Origin of the sequence: Streptomyces sp. NPDC020299, from assembly GCF_044387825.1 — a bacterium.
In the GTDB taxonomy this organism is placed as follows: Bacteria; Actinomycetota; Actinomycetes; order Streptomycetales; family Streptomycetaceae; genus Streptomyces.
In genome coordinates, this window is the sequence record NZ_JBIRWL010000015.1 from 157,463 (window position 1) to 173,149 (window position 15,687).

General features: G+C 72.0%; 9 protein-coding genes. 6 read left to right on the forward strand and 3 right to left on the reverse strand.

Going from position 1 to position 15,687, the window contains the following annotated elements; genetic code table 11:
• Positions 1-24: 24 nt before the first annotated feature.
• Positions 25-1,443, forward strand: coding sequence for an FAD-dependent oxidoreductase (locus ACH45E_RS32920; protein WP_361447101.1), 1,419 nt, complete (start codon positions 25-27; stop codon positions 1,441-1,443).
• A gap of 135 nt (positions 1,444-1,578) precedes the next feature.
• Positions 1,579-2,031 carry a hypothetical protein gene (locus ACH45E_RS32925; protein ID WP_361447099.1) on the forward strand — a complete coding sequence of 151 codons (453 nt, stop codon included), beginning with the start codon at positions 1,579-1,581 and terminating at the stop codon, positions 2,029-2,031.
• A 34-nt stretch (positions 2,032-2,065) separates the two neighbouring features.
• On the opposite strand, the gene ACH45E_RS32930 is transcribed toward ACH45E_RS32925, so the two are convergent.
• Positions 2,066-2,899: a phosphatase PAP2 family protein gene (locus ACH45E_RS32930; protein WP_361447097.1), complete on the reverse strand. Its 834-nt coding sequence runs from the start codon at positions 2,897-2,899 to the stop codon at positions 2,066-2,068.
• 163 nt (positions 2,900-3,062) lie between these two features.
• The gene (gabT, locus tag ACH45E_RS32935; protein WP_361447095.1) at positions 3,063-4,397 is read right to left on the reverse strand and encodes a 4-aminobutyrate--2-oxoglutarate transaminase; all 1,335 of its coding nucleotides are present in this window, start codon (positions 4,395-4,397) and stop codon (positions 3,063-3,065) included.
• A gap of 292 nt (positions 4,398-4,689) precedes the next feature.
• Between gabT and ACH45E_RS32940 the strand changes: the two genes are divergently transcribed.
• The 3 genes from ACH45E_RS32940 (at position 4,690) to ACH45E_RS32950 (ending at position 10,606) form a co-directional block, all read left to right on the forward strand.
• Positions 4,690-7,071 (forward strand): ATP/GTP-binding protein, encoded by a 2,382-nt coding sequence (locus ACH45E_RS32940; protein WP_361447093.1) that lies wholly within the window; start codon positions 4,690-4,692, stop codon positions 7,069-7,071.
• A 166-nt stretch (positions 7,072-7,237) separates the two neighbouring features.
• Entirely contained in the window at positions 7,238-8,821 is a 1,584-nt protein-coding gene (locus ACH45E_RS32945; protein ID WP_361447091.1) for a PucR family transcriptional regulator, read from the forward strand.
• Positions 8,822-9,160: 339 nt separating this feature from the next.
• The gene (locus ACH45E_RS32950) at positions 9,161-10,606 is read left to right on the forward strand and encodes an aldehyde dehydrogenase family protein (RefSeq protein WP_361447089.1); all 1,446 of its coding nucleotides are present in this window, start codon (positions 9,161-9,163) and stop codon (positions 10,604-10,606) included.
• Between the two features lie 188 nt (positions 10,607-10,794).
• Here ACH45E_RS32950 and ACH45E_RS32955 read toward each other — a convergent pair whose 3' ends face one another.
• Complete coding sequence (locus ACH45E_RS32955) at positions 10,795-13,635, reverse strand: glycoside hydrolase family 3 C-terminal domain-containing protein (protein ID WP_361447087.1); 2,841 nt, start codon at positions 13,633-13,635, stop codon at positions 10,795-10,797.
• 344 nt (positions 13,636-13,979) lie between these two features.
• On the opposite strand from ACH45E_RS32955, the gene ACH45E_RS32960 reads away from it, so the two are divergent.
• Positions 13,980-15,674 carry an extracellular solute-binding protein gene (locus ACH45E_RS32960; protein WP_361447085.1) on the forward strand — a complete coding sequence of 565 codons (1,695 nt, stop codon included), beginning with the start codon at positions 13,980-13,982 and terminating at the stop codon, positions 15,672-15,674.
• The last annotated feature ends 13 nt before the right edge of the window (positions 15,675-15,687 follow it).

The following is a 15,687-nucleotide window of genomic DNA, read 5'->3' on the forward strand; positions in this document are numbered from 1 at the left end:
TCGACTCTGTGGGGAGTTGAAATCATGGCCCCGAGCGCCATGACCCGTTGGATCACTTCTCTTTCCGAAGCACAGCCGGTCCCGTACTGGCTCGAAGACCCCGGCAAGCCCCACCCCGAGCCCGCTCTCACCGGCACCGAGACCTGCGATCTGCTGGTCGTCGGCGGCGGCTACAGCGGACTGTGGGCCGCGCTCAATGCCAAGGAGCGCGACCCGCAGCGGGACGTGGTGCTGCTGGAGGGCCGTGAGGTGGGCTGGGCCGCCTCGGGCCGCAACGGCGGCTTCTGCGCCGCCTCCCTCACCCACGGACTGCCCAACGGCCTCACCCGCTGGCCGGACGAGATCCACACGCTCCAGAAGCTGGGCGAGCGCAACCTCGACGAGATCGAGGCGGCGGTCGCCCGGCACGGAATCGACTGCGACTTCGAGCGCACCGGCGAGATCGACGTGGCCACCGAGACCTACCAGGCGTGGGAGCTGCGCGACTGGCACAAGGAGCTCCAGGACAAGGGCCTCGCCGACGGCATCGAGTTCCTCGACGCCGAAGCCGTGCGCGAGCAGGTGAACTCGCCCACCTTCGAGGCGGGCCTGTTCGACCGCCGGGGCGTGGCCATGCTGCACCCGGCCAAGCTCGCCTGGGGCCTCAAGCGGGCCTGCCTCCGGCTGGGCGTGCGGGTCTACGAGCACACGCCCGCCCTGGCCCTGAAGCCGTACGGCGGCGGCATGGCCGTGGGCACCCCGTACGGCACGGTCCGCGCCCGCCGGGTCGCGCTCGGCACGAACATCTTCCCCAGCCTGCTGCGGCGCGTGCGCTCCTACACGGTCCCCGTCTACGACTACGCGCTGATGACGGAGCCCCTGTCCGCCGAGCAGCTGGCGTCGATCGGCTGGGAGAACAGACAGGGCCTGGGGGACTCCGCGAACCAGTTCCACTACTTCCGGCTGTCCGCCGACAACCGGATCCTGTGGGGCGGCTACGACGCGATCCACCACTACGGCGGGCGCGTCCGCTCCGAGTACGACGACCGCCCGGAGACCTACGCCAAGCTCGCCGGGCACTTCTTCACCTGCTTCCCGCAGCTGGAGGGCGTCCGCTTCACGCACGCGTGGGGCGGCGCGATCGACACGTGCTCGCGCTTCTCGGCGTTCTTCGGCACCGCCCACCAGGGGAAGGTGGCGTACGCGGCGGGCTACACGGGCCTCGGCGTCGGCGCCACCCGCTTCGGCGCCGACGTGATGCTGGACCTGCTGGACGGGGAACGCACCGAGCGGACGGAGCTGGAGATGGTCCGCAAGAAGCCCCTGCCGTTCCCGCCCGAGCCCTTCGCCTGGACCGGTATCGCCCTCACCAAGTGGTCCCTGGCCCGCGCGGACGCCCACGGCGGCCGTCGCAACCTGTGGCTGAAGACGATGGACCGACTGGGGCTGGGCTTCGACAGCTGACCGCCGGCGGACGGCGGGCGGGGGTGCCCCGGTTCACTCCAACGGGGTACCGGAACCCGCGTAATGCCCGCCGGGAGACCTCCCTCTCCCTCGTGAACCACGTTCGTGGGGCACGCACGAGAGGGAGGTCTTCTCATGACTGGGGCCAGGACGGCGCTCGAGTGGCTGGCATCCGTCGCACCGGATCCCGAGGCCTGCCGCTGGGAATGGGAGCGCAACCCGCCGGGGCTCGCCCTGCTGCCCGCGGGCAGGGCCTGGGACGTGCTCATACTCCCGGGCGCGCTCGGCTACCCGACGCTGGACGTGCTCACTCGCATCCTCGACCAGCCGGGACCGGTGCTGGCCGACTTCGGGGACTCACGGGTGGGCTTCCTGGTCCCGCCCGGCACCGCGGCCCGCTGGCTCGGCACCGGCATCCGCACCGCCGGACCCGGGACCTGGATCGTCGTGCCGCACCCGGGCCGGGCGCCGCGGACCGTGCGCTGGCTGGTGCCGCCGGACGGCTCGGGGACGCTGACCGATCCCGCGCTGCTGGAACTGGCGATGCACGAAGCGGCGGCCGGACTGGCCACCGAGGGGGACCGCTGACCGGGGGAACCAACGACGGGGATACCGCTGACCTTCACGCCGGCGGACTCCGGCGCCCGCTTCGGTCGTACGCGAGTACGAGCACGAGCCGCAGCCCGGCGAGCGGCACCGCACACAGGCACCAGCTGGCCACGACGTCCAGCGGCCAGTGGTAGCCGCGCCGGACCAGGCCGAAGGAGACGCCGAGCACGAGGGCCACGCAGCCGGCGACCAGCGCGCGGCGGGCCGGGGCCGAGCGCAGCCAAGGGAGGAGGAGGAGGGTCGCGGCGCCGTACGCGACGGCCGCTGTGGCGGTATGGCCCGAGGGGTAGTAGCCGACGCTCGGCGGCATGGCCGGGGTGCCCGGGCGGGCGGCCCAGTCCTTCACCGGGACGACGACCGCCGGGACCAGCGCCATCAGGACGGCCGCCGCGGCGGGCGGCAGCCACCAGCGGTCCGTACCAGTGGCGCGGCCCCGCCATGCCGCGTACACCAGCGCGAGCGCGAGAGCGGGCACCGCGACCTGGACGTTGCCGAGATCGGCGAGGAACTCCGAGAAGCGGTCCGGATGGACCAGGGCGCGGCTCAGCCGCTCGTCGAGCCGCACCAAGGGGCCGTCGCTGACGACCTGCCAGGTGAGGAACGCGAAAAGGAGGGCCGGCAGGCCCAGGAGAAGGAGGAAGGAAGAGAGAAGAAAGGAGGTCGGCCACCCCGGAACAGGGGGGGGAGTTCCGGGATGGCCGTCCGGACCGGATCGTCGCGCGCCCCGGGGGGTTTGGGGCGGGCGACTGTCCGATCGGTGAGGAGATCCGGAGCCAGAGGCCCCGGTTGTGTGCGCGAGGGCACGACCAGGTCGAAGCTGGGGAGGCCCCGGCCTGATGTCACCCACAGTCCCCTGTGGGCGGGGTGTATCTCTCATCTGGTGAGAACCTACGGCAGCGGGTGGCGCCAGGACAGGTGAAACCGCGTCCCGTCATCCACCTCGCACACGTTCTTCACACGGCCTGCCGTAGCTGTGGGTTCACTGTCCGTCACCGGTGCGGACCGGTGGCTCAGATCCGCGCGATGGCCTGCTCGATGATGTCGAGGCCCTCGTTCAGGAGGTCCTCGCCGATGACCAGCGGGGGCAGGAAGCGGAGCACGTTGCCGTAGGTGCCACAGGTCAGGACCAGCAGGCCCTCCTGGTGGCAGGCCTTGGCGAGCGCGGCGGTCGCCTCCGGGTTCGGCTCCTTGGTGGCGCGGTCCTTGACCAGCTCGATCGCGATCATCGCGCCGCGGCCGCGGACGTCACCGATGACGTCGAACTTGTCGGCCATGGCGGTCAGGCGGCCCTTCATGACCGCCTCGATGTCCTTCGCCCTGGCGTTGAGGTCGAGCTCCTTCATCGTCTCGATGGCGCCGAGCGCACCGGCGCAGGCGACCGGGTTGCCGCCGTAGGTGCCGCCCAGGCCACCCGCGTGCGCGGCGTCCATGATCTCGGCGCGGCCGGTGACGGCGGCCAGCGGCAGGCCGCCCGCGATGCCCTTGGCGGTGGTGATCAGGTCGGGGACGATGCCCTCGTCCTCGCAGGCGAACCACTGGCCCGTACGGCAGAAGCCGGACTGGATCTCGTCGGCGACGAACACGATGCCGTTGTCCGAGGCGAACTTGCGGATCGCGGGCAGGAAGCCCTTCGCCGGCTCGATGAAGCCGCCCTCGCCGAGCACCGGCTCGATGATGATCGCGGCCACGTTGTCCGGGCCGACCTGCTTGGTGATCTGGTCGATGGCCTGCGCGGCGGCCTCGGGGCCGGCGTTCTCCGGGCCGGTCGGCCAGCGGTAGCCGTACGCCACCGGCACCCGGTAGACCTCGGGCGCGAAGGGACCGAAGCCGTGCTTGTACGGCATGTTCTTCGCCGTCAGCGCCATCGTCAGGTTGGTCCGGCCGTGGTAGCCGTGGTCGAACACGACGACCGCCTGGCGCTTGGTGTACACACGGGCGATCTTGACGGCGTTCTCGACGGCCTCGGCGCCCGAGTTGAACAGGGCGGACTTCTTGGCGTGGTCACCCGGGGTGAGCTCGGCGAGGGCCTCGGCGACCTCCACGTAGCCCTCGTAGGGGGTGACCATGAAACAGGTGTGGGTGAAGTCGGCGAGCTGGGCGGAGGCCCGGCGTACGACGGCCTCGGCGGACGCGCCGACGCTCGTCACCGCGATGCCGGAACCGAAGTCGATCAGACGGTTGCCGTCGACGTCCTCGATGATCCCGCCACCCGCGCGCGCGGTGAACACGGGCAGCACGGAGCCCACGCCCTGCGCGACCGCGGCGGTACGGCGGGCCTGCAGCTCCTGCGACTTCGGACCGGGGATGGCGGTGACGACGCGGCGCTCCTGCGGAAGTGCGCTCATGGGGGGCTCCTGGTGGTTCTACGGCCTTGACGACTCTTGCCTTCTTCTCTTCTTCGCAGGCTAGGTCGGCGAGAGGGGGGCGGGCATGCTCCATGTGGGCGTTGTCGGGAATCGATGTTGTCCGTGGTGGACATGGTGGACATGGCGGTCCGGGCCCGCTCGCGGGGCGTCCCCGGGGCTCCGTCCGCTCTCTCGGCCTCCTCTCGGCCGCGTAAGCGGTGAACTCCCCAGGCCGGGGCGTTAGATTGACTCGCTGATGGTGGACCAAACGGCTGCTCAGGGGGCAAGGGAGATGGACAGCGACGGGACGCGGGACGCGCGGGGTACGCATGCGAATCCTGTGCCGCGTCCGGCGGGACCGCAAGACGTCCCGGCGATGCCGCCGAGGCCTCCGGGCGTTCCCGGGACCGAGGGGCACCGGTCGGCCGTCGCCGACTGGCTCGACGAACCCCGGCCCGCCGCCGCGCCCGGCATCTGGCGCCTCGGCCACCGGCCGCCCAAGGACGCGCGGACGCCGGACCGGCTCCCCCCGATCACCGTCGTCGGCCTCCTGATCCCACTCGTCGTGGCCCTGCTCGTGTGGTCCCTGTGGCGCCAGGGCAGCCTGCCCTACGAGTGGGCGCTGCTGAAGCTGTTCACGCCGGACGACTGGTGGTGGGGCGGGACCGTCTCGCCCCGGCAGTGGCAGGGCCACGAGGCCCTGGTGGTCTACGACGGCGCCTTCTTCGCCGTCCTCGTCTACGCCGTGGTCCGGCTGGGCAGCTGGTCCGAGGTCGTCCGGCACTTCGTGGGCCGCCGCCCGCAGCCCGTACGGGCCCTGCTCGCGGCCGTCGGCGCCCTCGGCGCGCTGAGCCTCGTCTTCCCGGGCGCCTTCCCGGTCGTCGGCTGGGACGCCGTACCGGTCTTCGACCCGCTGCTCGCCCTCACCGCCCTGGTCGCGGGCGGCTACGACCTGTTCAGCTCCGAGCTGTTCGTCGACAGCCTCTACACACTCGTCACCGTGCTGGTCCTCTGGCCGTTCGCCCGGGCCGGCGGCTGGTGGACGTACGCGAAGGAGCTCGCCGAGCGTCGCCGGGCCGCCGCCCACCCCACCACGGCACCGGCCGCGGACCTGCCGCGGTCGCACTGGCCCGAACTCCGCGACGCGGGCCAGCACCAGGCGGCCGAGCTGCTCACCGCCGAAGTGGCCGGCGGCCGGATGAACGACGTGGACTGCGCGCGCGTGGCCCACGCCTGGACGCGGGCCAGGAGCCAGGCGAGCCCGGCCGCCTTCACGGACACCGTGCTACGGCAGGGCGCCGCGGCCTGGACGCACCCGTCCGGAGGCCGGGACCTGCCCGCCCGCACCGCCCGGCACGACCTGCTCGAAGGACAGGTGCGCATCGGGCGGTGGACGCCGGGCGAGCGGACCCCGCGCGCCTATCACGACGCCGGCGCGGCCGTCGGCCCGGACGTTCTCGCCACCTCGCTGCTGCTGGTGGGGCCGCCCGGCTCCGGCAAGACCAGGCACGTGGTCGGGCCGGTGACCGAGTCGCTGGCGCTGCAGGCGCTCACCGGCCGGTGCGCCCTGGTCGCCGTCTCCGCCGCCGGATCCCCGCTCGGCCCGGACTCGGCCTACGACGTCGTGGTGCGCATCGGCGACCCGGCGTCCGTCCACGACCTCGATCCGTACGCGGAGTCCGACGACCCCGACGAGGCCGCCGCGTTCCTCGCCGAGGCCCTGGTGGGCGATCTCGACACCGTCAGCAGCCAGAGTGCCGCCACGGCGCTCGCCCAGCTGCTGGGCCCCTACCGGGCCGTGCACGGGCACTTCCCGCCGCTGCCGGTGCTGCGTGAACTCCTGGAGGGGGAGCAGTCGGCGCTGTCGTCCCTGCGTGCCGCGCTCACGGACGACCGGCACGCCGTGATGCGCCGTGAACTAGACGCCCGCATGCGCCAGACCGGGGCCGCGGCCGACACGGGACCGGCGCTCGCCGACCGGCTCGCACTCCTCGACCGGCCCGTCTTCGCCGACTTCTTCGGCGCCGGGGGCGTCGGCCGGTCCTTCTCCCTGCGTGCCGTGGCCCATCACCCGCTGCGGGTCCGTATCGATCTGCCCGAGCGCGGGCACGAGGAGGCGTCCCGGCTGATCACCCGGCTCGTCCTCGCGCAGTTCCACACCGTCGTGCGCGAGGGGCGGGGCCGCCACTTCGCGTGCCTGGTGCTCGACGACGCCACCGGGGCCGTCACCGCCGAGTCGGTGCGCCGGATCCAGCGGCTGCGTTCCGACAACGCCGGCGTCGTCCTCGCGCTGCGCTCGATCGCCGACGTGCCGGAGGCGCTGCACGGCCCGCTGCTGGGCGCCGTCGGGTGCCGTATGGCGTTCTCCGGCGTCACGACCTGGGACGGCAGCCGGTTCGCCCATGCCTGGGGCACCGAGTGGGTGGAGACGAAGGAGGTCGCCAAGCACACCGTCTTCGCGGACCAGCCGATGACCCGGGCGATCCACGCCCTGCGCAAGCTGGTGACCGGCAAGGCCGTGACCACGGACGCCGTGACGACCAAACAGGTCGAGCGGGAGCGGTGGTCCGCGTCCGAGCTGGCGCACGCGGTACCCCCGGGGCACGCGGTGCTGTCGCTGACGAGTGTCAAGGGCGAGCACGCCCCGCCGCTGCTGGTGGATCTGCGTGGTTGAGGTCTCTACGGAGGCACGTACAGAGGCACGTACGGAGGCACGTACGGAGGTGCGTACATAAGGTCGGCGGGTGACCGTACGGTGAGGCAGAATCGGCATAGGCCGTTCATACGCCACGGCCAAAAGATCACAATGATCACCCGATCTCCCCAGACCTGAAGGCCCCATGCCCCCGACGCTCGCCTCGCTCGTCCACCACTCCGCGCTCAAGCTCACCGTGCGCGCGGGCGAGGACCGCCTCGACGTGCCCGTCCGCTGGGCCCACGTCAGCGAGCTCGCCGACCCCGTGCCCTACATGGAGGGCGGCGAGCTGCTGCTGATCACCGCGCTCAAGCTGGACGCCGAGGACCCGGAGACGATGCGGCGGTATGTGAAGCGGCTGGTCGGCGCGGGTGTCGTCGGGCTCGGTTTCGCCATCGGGGTCAACTACGACGAGATCCCCAAGGCCCTCGTCGACGCCGCCGAACAGGAAGGGCTGCCGCTGCTGGAGGTGCCCCGCCGCACCCCCTTCCTCGCGATCAGCAAGGCGGTGTCCGCCGCCATCGCCGCCGAGCAGTACCGGGCGGTGACCGCCGGCTTCGCCGCCCAGCGGGAACTCACGAGGCAAGCACTCAGCGCCGGCCCCGAAGGGCTGCTCGGCGCGCTCGCCACCCAGGTAGACGGCTGGGCCGCGCTGTACGACGCCTCGGGCGCCGTCGTCGCCACCGCGCCGGAATGGGCCGGCCGGCGGGCCACCCGGATCACCGCGGACGTGGAGCGGCTGCGAGACCGGCCCGCGCCCGCCTCGTCGGTGGTCGGCCTCCCGGACCACGACGACCGGGTCGAGCTGCACACCCTCGGCACCGGCCGGCGACCGCGCGCGGCGCTCGCCGTGGGCACGGCCGCCGCCCTCGGCACGGCCGAGCGGTACGCCGTCCACTCCGCCATCGCCCTGCTCACCCTCACCACCGAACGTTCCCGGTCGCTGCACGCGGCCGAGCAGCGGGTCGGCGCGGCCGTGCTGCGCATGCTGCTCGCCGGGGAGCCGGACCACGCGAGGGCCGTCGCCGGCGACCTGTACGGCGGGCTCCTCGACGCGCCCTTCCGGATGATCGTCGCCACCATGCTCACCGCCGCCGATACGGGCGGGGACCCGCTGGGCGGGCTGGCCGAGACGGTGGAGTCCGCCGCCGCCCGTTCCGGGGAGGCCGTGCTGATCGTGCCGGAGAGGGAGCGGCTGGTGGTGCTCGCCGCGGACGGCGGCGCCGCGGTGGCCGCCTGCGCGGAGTACGCGGCCGCGCTGGAGACGGCGCGGGCCGAGCCCGAGCAGGGCGGCGCCGACGAGGGCGAGCCGGTGGTGGGGCTGTCCGCGCCCGCCGGGCCGATCGCCGCCGCGGCCGCCTACAAGCAGGCCGAGCAGGCACTGTCCGTCGCCCGCCGACGGGGCCGCGTACTGGTCGAACACGAACAACTGGCGGCCGGCTCGGTACTGCCACTGCTGGCCGACGACGCGGTGAAGGCGTTCGCGGACGGGTTGCTGCGCGCGCTGCACGAACACGACGCCACGGGCCGCGGTGACCTGGTCGCCTCCCTCCGCGCCTGGCTCTCCCGCCACGGCCAGTGGGACGCGGCGGCGGCCGACCTCGGCGTCCACCGCCACACGCTCCGCTACCGGATGCGCCGCGTCGAGGAAATCCTCGGCCGCTCCCTGGACGACCCGGACGTCCGCATGGAGCTGTGGCTGGCGCTGAAGGCCACGTCGACCGACTAGCACCGTGCGGATGGGCTGGGAGGCACGGCCCGCTCTTGTCAGCCCGTCTGGGGTGCCCGCTCTGGGGGAGTTTGAGGACGAGGCCGTTCAGGCCGAAGGGGGGTTCAGGGGGCGCAGCCCCCTGGCGGGGTCGAAGGGGCGGAGCCCCTGGGGATGGGAATGGGTAGGGGCGGCGGGGGCGAGGAGACCGGGCCCCAGCCCCGACCACGCCAAACCGGCGTACAGCCGACCCGCACCCGTACGACACGGACAAGCGCTCTCCCGCCGCCCCCGCCCTACCGTGGGACCCGGACACCCGACAAAGTCACCCCCGAAACACGGAAGGGCCGGAACACGCACATGACTTCCACCCACGCCTTCTGGCTCGCCGGCCGCCAGGTCACCGGCGAGGACACCTTCGACGTCGCCTCCCCCTGGGACGGCCGCCTGGTCGGCAAGGTCAGCGTGCCGACCGACGCCCAGGTCGAAGAGGCCGTCGCCGCCGCACACGCCGTCCGCGAGGACTTCGCCGCCACCCCGGCCCACGTACGCGCCGCCGCCCTCGACCACGTCAGCAAGCGCCTCGCCGAGCGCTCCGAGGAGATCGCCCAGCTGATCTCCGCCGAGAACGGCAAGCCGATCAAGTGGGCCCGGGGGGAGGTCGGCCGCGCCGTCTCCGTGTTCCGGTTCGCCGCCGAGGAAGCCCGCCGCTTCAACGGCGGCGAGGCCCAGCGCCTCGACACCGACGCCGGTGGCCAGGGCCGCCTCGCGCTCACCCGCCGCTTCCCGAAGGGCGTCGTCCTCGGCATCGCGCCGTTCAACTTCCCGCTGAACCTGTGCGCCCACAAGATCGCCCCGGCCATCGCCGCCGGCGCCCCGATCATCCTCAAGCCGGCGCCCGCCACCCCGCTCTCCGGCCTGATCATCGGCGACCTGCTCGCCGAGACCGACCTGCCGGCCGGTTCCTGGAGCATCCTCCCGGTCGCCAACGACCGCATGCCCGCCCTCGTCCAGGACGAGCGGCTGCCGGTGATCTCCTTCACCGGTTCCGAGAAGGTCGGCTACGCGATCATGGACTCGGTGCCGCGCAAGCACTGCACCCTGGAGCTGGGCGGCAACGGCGCCGCGGTCGTCCTCGGCGACTACGCCTCCGACGCGGACCTCGACTGGGCCGCCACCCGTATCGCCACCTTCTCCAACTACCAGGGCGGCCAGTCCTGCATCTCGGTGCAGCGGGTCATCGCGGACGCGTCCGTCTACGACCGTCTCCTCCCGCGCATCGTCGCCGCCGTCGAGGCCCAGGTCACCGGCGACCCGGGCGACGACAAGACCGACGTGGGCCCGCTGGTCAGCGAGGACGCCGCCAAGCGCGTCGAGTCGTGGGTGAAGGAGGCCGTCGAGGCGGGGGCCACCCTCCTCACCGGTGGTGACCGCGATGGCGCCTCCTACGCGCCGACCGTGCTCACCGACGTACCGGCCGACACGACCATCTCCTGCGAGGAGGTCTTCGGGCCGGTCCTCACCGTGCGGAAGGTGGACGGCGAGGCCGAGGCCTTCGCCGCCGTCAACGACTCCAAGTACGGCCTCCAGGCGGGCGTGTTCACGCACGACCTGCAGACCGCCTTCCGCGCCCACCGCGCCCTCGAGGTCGGCGGCGTGGTCGTCGGCGACGTCCCGTCCTACCGCGCCGACCAGATGCCGTACGGCGGCGCCAAGCAGTCCGGCGTGGGCCGCGAGGGCGTGAAGTTCGCGATGGACGACTACACGTACGAGCGCGTGCTGGTCCTCACCGGGCTCGCCCTCTAGGGTCTGTCCGGCGGATCAGGCCGCAGGAAATGGACGGTGCCTCATCGGCACTGGTGGGCGTGCCAAGCCCCGCGTCTGCGGCATGATCCGCCGGACAGACCCTGGGTCGCCCCGAGCGCCCCGAAGGGGCCCGGCACCGGTGTCTTCCGGTGCCGGGCCCCTTCTCTGTGCCGGCTTCGTCCGGACCCTCAACCGGAGAAGCCGACGCGCGCGAGCCGCACCGGGCCGCGCAGTCCGATGTGCACGTCGCGCACGCCCTCGGCGACGATCCCGGCGCCGAGCGAGGTGTAGTCGTACGGGCCGGCCGTGGGCTCCTCGAGCGTCAGGGCCGCCAGCACCGGGCCGCCGTCCAGCGACAGCTCGACCACGCCCTCACCCGCCACCTGGACCGTCACCTCCGTCACGCCGTCACCGAAGTCGCAGTCGCGGTAGACCAGTTCGGCGGAGCCTGAGTCCGCCGGCGTCACCGCGTCCCCCGACACCTTCGTACGGTCCACCAGAGCGACGCCGGACTGCTCGTCGAAGTCGGCCGCCTCCAGGCCGCGCCGGAGCACCGCGCGCGGGGCGGCGCTCTCGCCGTCGAGGTGGACGGTCGCGCGCAGCCGGACGTCCGCGCTGGAGGCGCCGACGAGGAGGTCGTACGGCCCCTCCTCCAGGCACCACCGGCCCTGCGCCACGTCCCAGAACTCGAAGGCGGCCAGGGGCACCGCGAAGCTCAGCTCCGCCCGCTCGCCCGGGGTCAGGGTGACCCGGCGGTGGGCGGCCAGCTCACGGCGCGGGCGGACGGCCGACGGGTCCACCGCGCGGGTGTAGAGCTGGGCGACCTCGTCCGCCGTGACGTCACCGGTGTTCGTGACCGTGAACGACACGTGCACCGCGTCGTCCGCAGGCCGGACCGCCAGGTCGGCATACGTGAAGGACGTGTACGACAGGCCGTGGCCGAAGGGGAAGAGGGGCGTGCCCTCGTGGTACAGGTACGTCTGGCGGGCGCCGATGACGTCGTAGTCGAGCAGGTCGGGCAGGTCGGCGTCGGCCGCGTACCAGGTCTGCGGCAGACGGCCCGCGGGGGAGACGTCACCGGCCAGGACACGGGCCAGGGCGGTGCCGGCGGCCTGCCCGCCGTGCGCGGTCCACAGCACGGCGGGCAGCCGCGCGACGTCCACCGCGTACGGGTACGCCGAGGTCAGCACCAGCACCGTGTTCGGGTTCGCGGCCCGCGCCGCGCGCAGCAGCCGCTCCTGGTGGGCGGGCAGGTTCAGGGTCGTACGGTCCTCGGTCTCGCGGCCGTTGATGTGCGGGTCGTTGCCCGCCACCACCACGACCACGTCGGCCCGCGACGTGACCTGCGTTACTGCGTCCTCGGCCCGTTCGGTGACGATGAGCTCCAGGATTTCCGGATTGTCATCGGCAACCTTTACTCCGTCCGCGGAGACCGAGACATGGCGGCCCGTACCGATGTGCCTGAGGAGGTGACCGTCGCCGTGACGTTCCAGGCGGAACGTCTCCTGCACGACCCAGCCGCCCGGCTGGTCGGCGGAGGCGCGGACACGGCCGTCCTCGGCGACCGACAGATAGCGGCCGTCGGGCGCGCGCAGCGTCAGCACGCCCTCGCCCCAGTCGACGAGCGCGAACTCGGTGCCGGTGGCGTCGGTGGTGAGCGGGGGCAGATCGGTGCGGCCGGCGAGCAGGGCCGGGTCCAGGGCGCCCTCGGCGCCGCGCACCTCGTCGGGGGCCTCGGGGGCGGGCGGTACGTGCAGGAACGTACCGGCGGAGGTCTTGAGCAGGACCCGGTCCACGCCCTCCGCGAACTCCACCCGCTCCGCGCCGAACCGCTCGTACAGGCCCTCCAGAGGTGTGGACCGGTGCAGGAGGGTGCCGCTGTACCAGTCCAGCTTGCACTCGTCGGCGAGCAGACCGACCACGGCGACGCGGGTGTCCGGGGCGAGGGGCAGCAGGCCGTCGTCGTTCTTGAGCAGGACCACCGCCTGCTCGGCCGCCTCCTGGGCGAGCGCGCGGTGTCCCGGGGTGTCGAACTCGCCGGTGCCCAGGTGGGGGTCGTAGTGCGGGTCGAACTCGCCGAGCCGGAAGCGGACCGACAGCTGACGGCGGACGGCGGTGTCGATGTCGGCCTCGGTCAGCAGGCCGCGGTCGAGCGCCCCGCGCACCCGCGCGACGATCTGCGAGCCGTCCGTGCCGTGGTCGGTGAAGCTGTCGACACCGGCCAGCAGGGCGGCCGCGGTGGCCTCCTCGTGGGTGTCGAAGTAGTGCTCGAAGTCGACCAGGTTCGAGGGTGCGCTCGCGTCCGAGCAGACCAGGAGGTCCTCGTCGGTCCAGGCGCGCAGGTGCTCACGCAGATGCGGGGAGAGGTGGTTGGGGCGCCCGTTGACCAGGTTGTAGGCGGGCATCACCCCGGCCACCGCGCCCGCCTCCACCGTCTCCTTGAAGGCCCGCAGATCGTACTCGCGCAGCACGCGCGGGCGGACGGAGGCCGAGGAGACGGCCCGGTCGGTCTCGTTGTTGTGGGCGAGCCAGTGCTTGAGGACCGGCGCTGTGCGCCAGTAGACCGGGTGATCTCCGCGCAGGCCGTGCGTGTAGGCCGTGGCGATCGCCGAGGTCAGCTTCGGGTCCTCCGAGTAGCCCTCCTCGTTGCGGCCCCACAGCGGGTGGCGCAGCAGGTTGACGGTCGGGGACCAGACGTTGAGGCCGACCCGGTCGTCGCGGGCGCGCATCGCCCGCACCTCCTTGGACACCGCGTCGCCGACCCGGCGGACCAGCTCCGGGTTCCAGGTCGCGCCGAGGCCCACCGCCTGCGGGAACACCGTCGCCGGACCCATCCAGGCCACGCCGTGCAGCGCTTCCTGGCCGGTGCGGAACGCGGCGACGCCGAGCCGTTCCACGGCGGGCGCGAACTGGTGCAGGAAGGCGACCTTCTCGTCCAGCGCGAGCCGCGACAGCAGGTCGTCGATGCGCTTCGCGAACGGCAGTTGCGGATCGCGGAAGGGCGGCGAGGGCGGCGTGTGTTCGGTCACGGGCGGGTTCCCCTTGAGATGGAGCGGCGAGGCGCTTTCGAAGCGCTTCGATGCTCATTCGACATGCGGGTGGGTGTCAAGCCTCTTCGGCGCACCAACTCTGACTTCTCACCGGCATTTCAAGCCGCATATGAGGCTTGTCGGGCGCGCGCGCACCCCGGAGGAATCTTGGAATCGACCCTTGTGCACCCCCAGGTGTTCACTTAACCTCGCAGCAACATCGAAGCGCTTCGACGACTCGCCAGAGCAGCTGCGAACCGCTTCAGCTCAGCCAGTTCCACTCGAGACACCGCAGCCGACGGCCTCCCGCCGGGTGTCCTGGTGTGCCATGAAGGGTTGACGCAATGACGCCGAACGCCGCCTCCGCCGCCTCCGGGGCCAGCCGGAGAAGTTTCCTCGCCTCCACGGCGGTCGCCGCCGCAGCGGTGGCGGGAGGGATGCCGCTGCTGACCGCCTGCGGGGGGTCGGACAGCGGGTCGCGGGACGGAACCACGTCGGGCAAGAACGCCAAGAAGATCCTGCCCGCCTACGTGGCCAGCAGCGTGGTGAACCCTGACATCCCGTCCAAGAACGGCTCGGCGATGGGCTTCACCGCCAAGCTCGACGTCGCCACCCTCAAGACCTCGGTGTCCAAGAAGCTCGGCAAGGGCGGCAAGGTCACCATCATGGCGCCGTACTGGGGCTCGCCGCCCAAGCAGGACAACCCCTACTACACGTCGATGAACGCGCTGACCGGTGTCGACGTCCAGTGGCGCAACCAGGACGGCAACACCTACGACCAGAAGCTCGGCGCGGTGCTCGCCTCCAGCGACATCCCGGACGTGGTGGTGGTCCCCGGCTGGAACATGACCGGCCGGATACCCAGCGCCATCATCGGCAAGTTCGCCGACCTCGGCCCCTACCTGTCGGGCGACAAGGTCAAGCAGTACGCCAACCTCGCGGCGATCCCCACCGACGCCTGGCAGCGCTCCATCTTCGGCGGCAAGCTGATGGGCCTGCCGATGCCTGCTCCGTACGTCCAGAACATCGTGCCCCTCTACCGTCAGGACATCTTCGACAAGGAGGGCTACGAGGTCCCGAAGTCCGCAGACGAATTCACCGCCCTGTGCAAGGAGATCAACGCTCCCAAGGCCAAGCGCTGGGCCTGCGGTGACATGAAGTGGACCGCGTTCAACACCTTCGGCGTGATCAGCGGCGGGGAGAAGTCGCTCGGCTGGACCATGGTCGACGGCAAGATGATCAACCGCATCGAGACCCCCGAGTACCTGGAAGCGCTGGAGTGGGCGCGCAAGCTGTTGGCCGCCGGCTACGTCCATCCCCAGTTCAGGCTGGGCAAGAGCCAGATCGGCGACCCGGCCCCCCTGTTCGCGAAGGGCGAGTTCCTGATCTGGAACGACGACATCTCCAACTGGTACGGGCGGCAGGCTTCCCAGATCACCCAGAACCCCGACTTCAAGGTCTGGGGCATGGACCTGTGGGCCCACGACGGCGGTACCCCGACGTTCTGGGCCGCGAACCCGGCCGGCATCTTCGCCTTCGTCAGCAAGAAGGCCTCCGAGTCCGTCATCCGCGACGTGCTGGCGGTCGCCGACGTCACCGCGGCGCCGTACGGCACCAAGGAGTGGATGATGACCAACTACGGCGTCGAGGGCACGCACTACACGCTCAAGAACGGCCTGCCCGTCAAGAACGACAAGGGCAACAACGAGGTCGTCAACGCCTTCGTCATGGTCGCGAGTCCCGCCGCGACCATCGCGCACCCCGACCTCCCGGACTACACCAAGGGCATGGTCGAGTGGCAGCAGCGGGTCGGCTCCCACACCAAGAAGTCGTCCTTCTGGGGCATGCAGGTCGTCGAGCCCTCCCGCTACACCAACCTCAGCGACAACTTCGAGCAGCTCGAGGACGACATCGTCCGCGGCCACAAGAAGATCAGCGACATGCAGCAGGCCATCTCGGACTGGAAGAGCAAGGGCGGGGACAAGCTCCGCGACTGGTACAAGAAGCTGCTCGACGAGAACGGCTCGGCGGCGAGCTGACCAGGTTCTGAGG

Coding starts and splice junctions, on each gene's coding strand:
- ACH45E_RS32960 (WP_361447085.1), top strand. CDS start 13,980: ATGACGCCGAACGCCGCCTCCGCCGCCTCCGGGGCCAGCCGGAGAAGT.
- ACH45E_RS32920 (WP_361447101.1), top strand. CDS start 25: ATGGCCCCGAGCGCCATGACCCGTTGGATCACTTCTCTTTCCGAAGCA.
- ACH45E_RS32940 (WP_361447093.1), top strand. CDS start 4,690: ATGGACAGCGACGGGACGCGGGACGCGCGGGGTACGCATGCGAATCCT.
- ACH45E_RS32945 (WP_361447091.1), top strand. CDS start 7,238: ATGCCCCCGACGCTCGCCTCGCTCGTCCACCACTCCGCGCTCAAGCTC.
- ACH45E_RS32950 (WP_361447089.1), top strand. CDS start 9,161: ATGACTTCCACCCACGCCTTCTGGCTCGCCGGCCGCCAGGTCACCGGC.
- ACH45E_RS32925 (WP_361447099.1), top strand. CDS start 1,579: ATGACTGGGGCCAGGACGGCGCTCGAGTGGCTGGCATCCGTCGCACCG.
- gabT (WP_361447095.1), bottom strand. CDS start 4,397: ATGAGCGCACTTCCGCAGGAGCGCCGCGTCGTCACCGCCATCCCCGGT.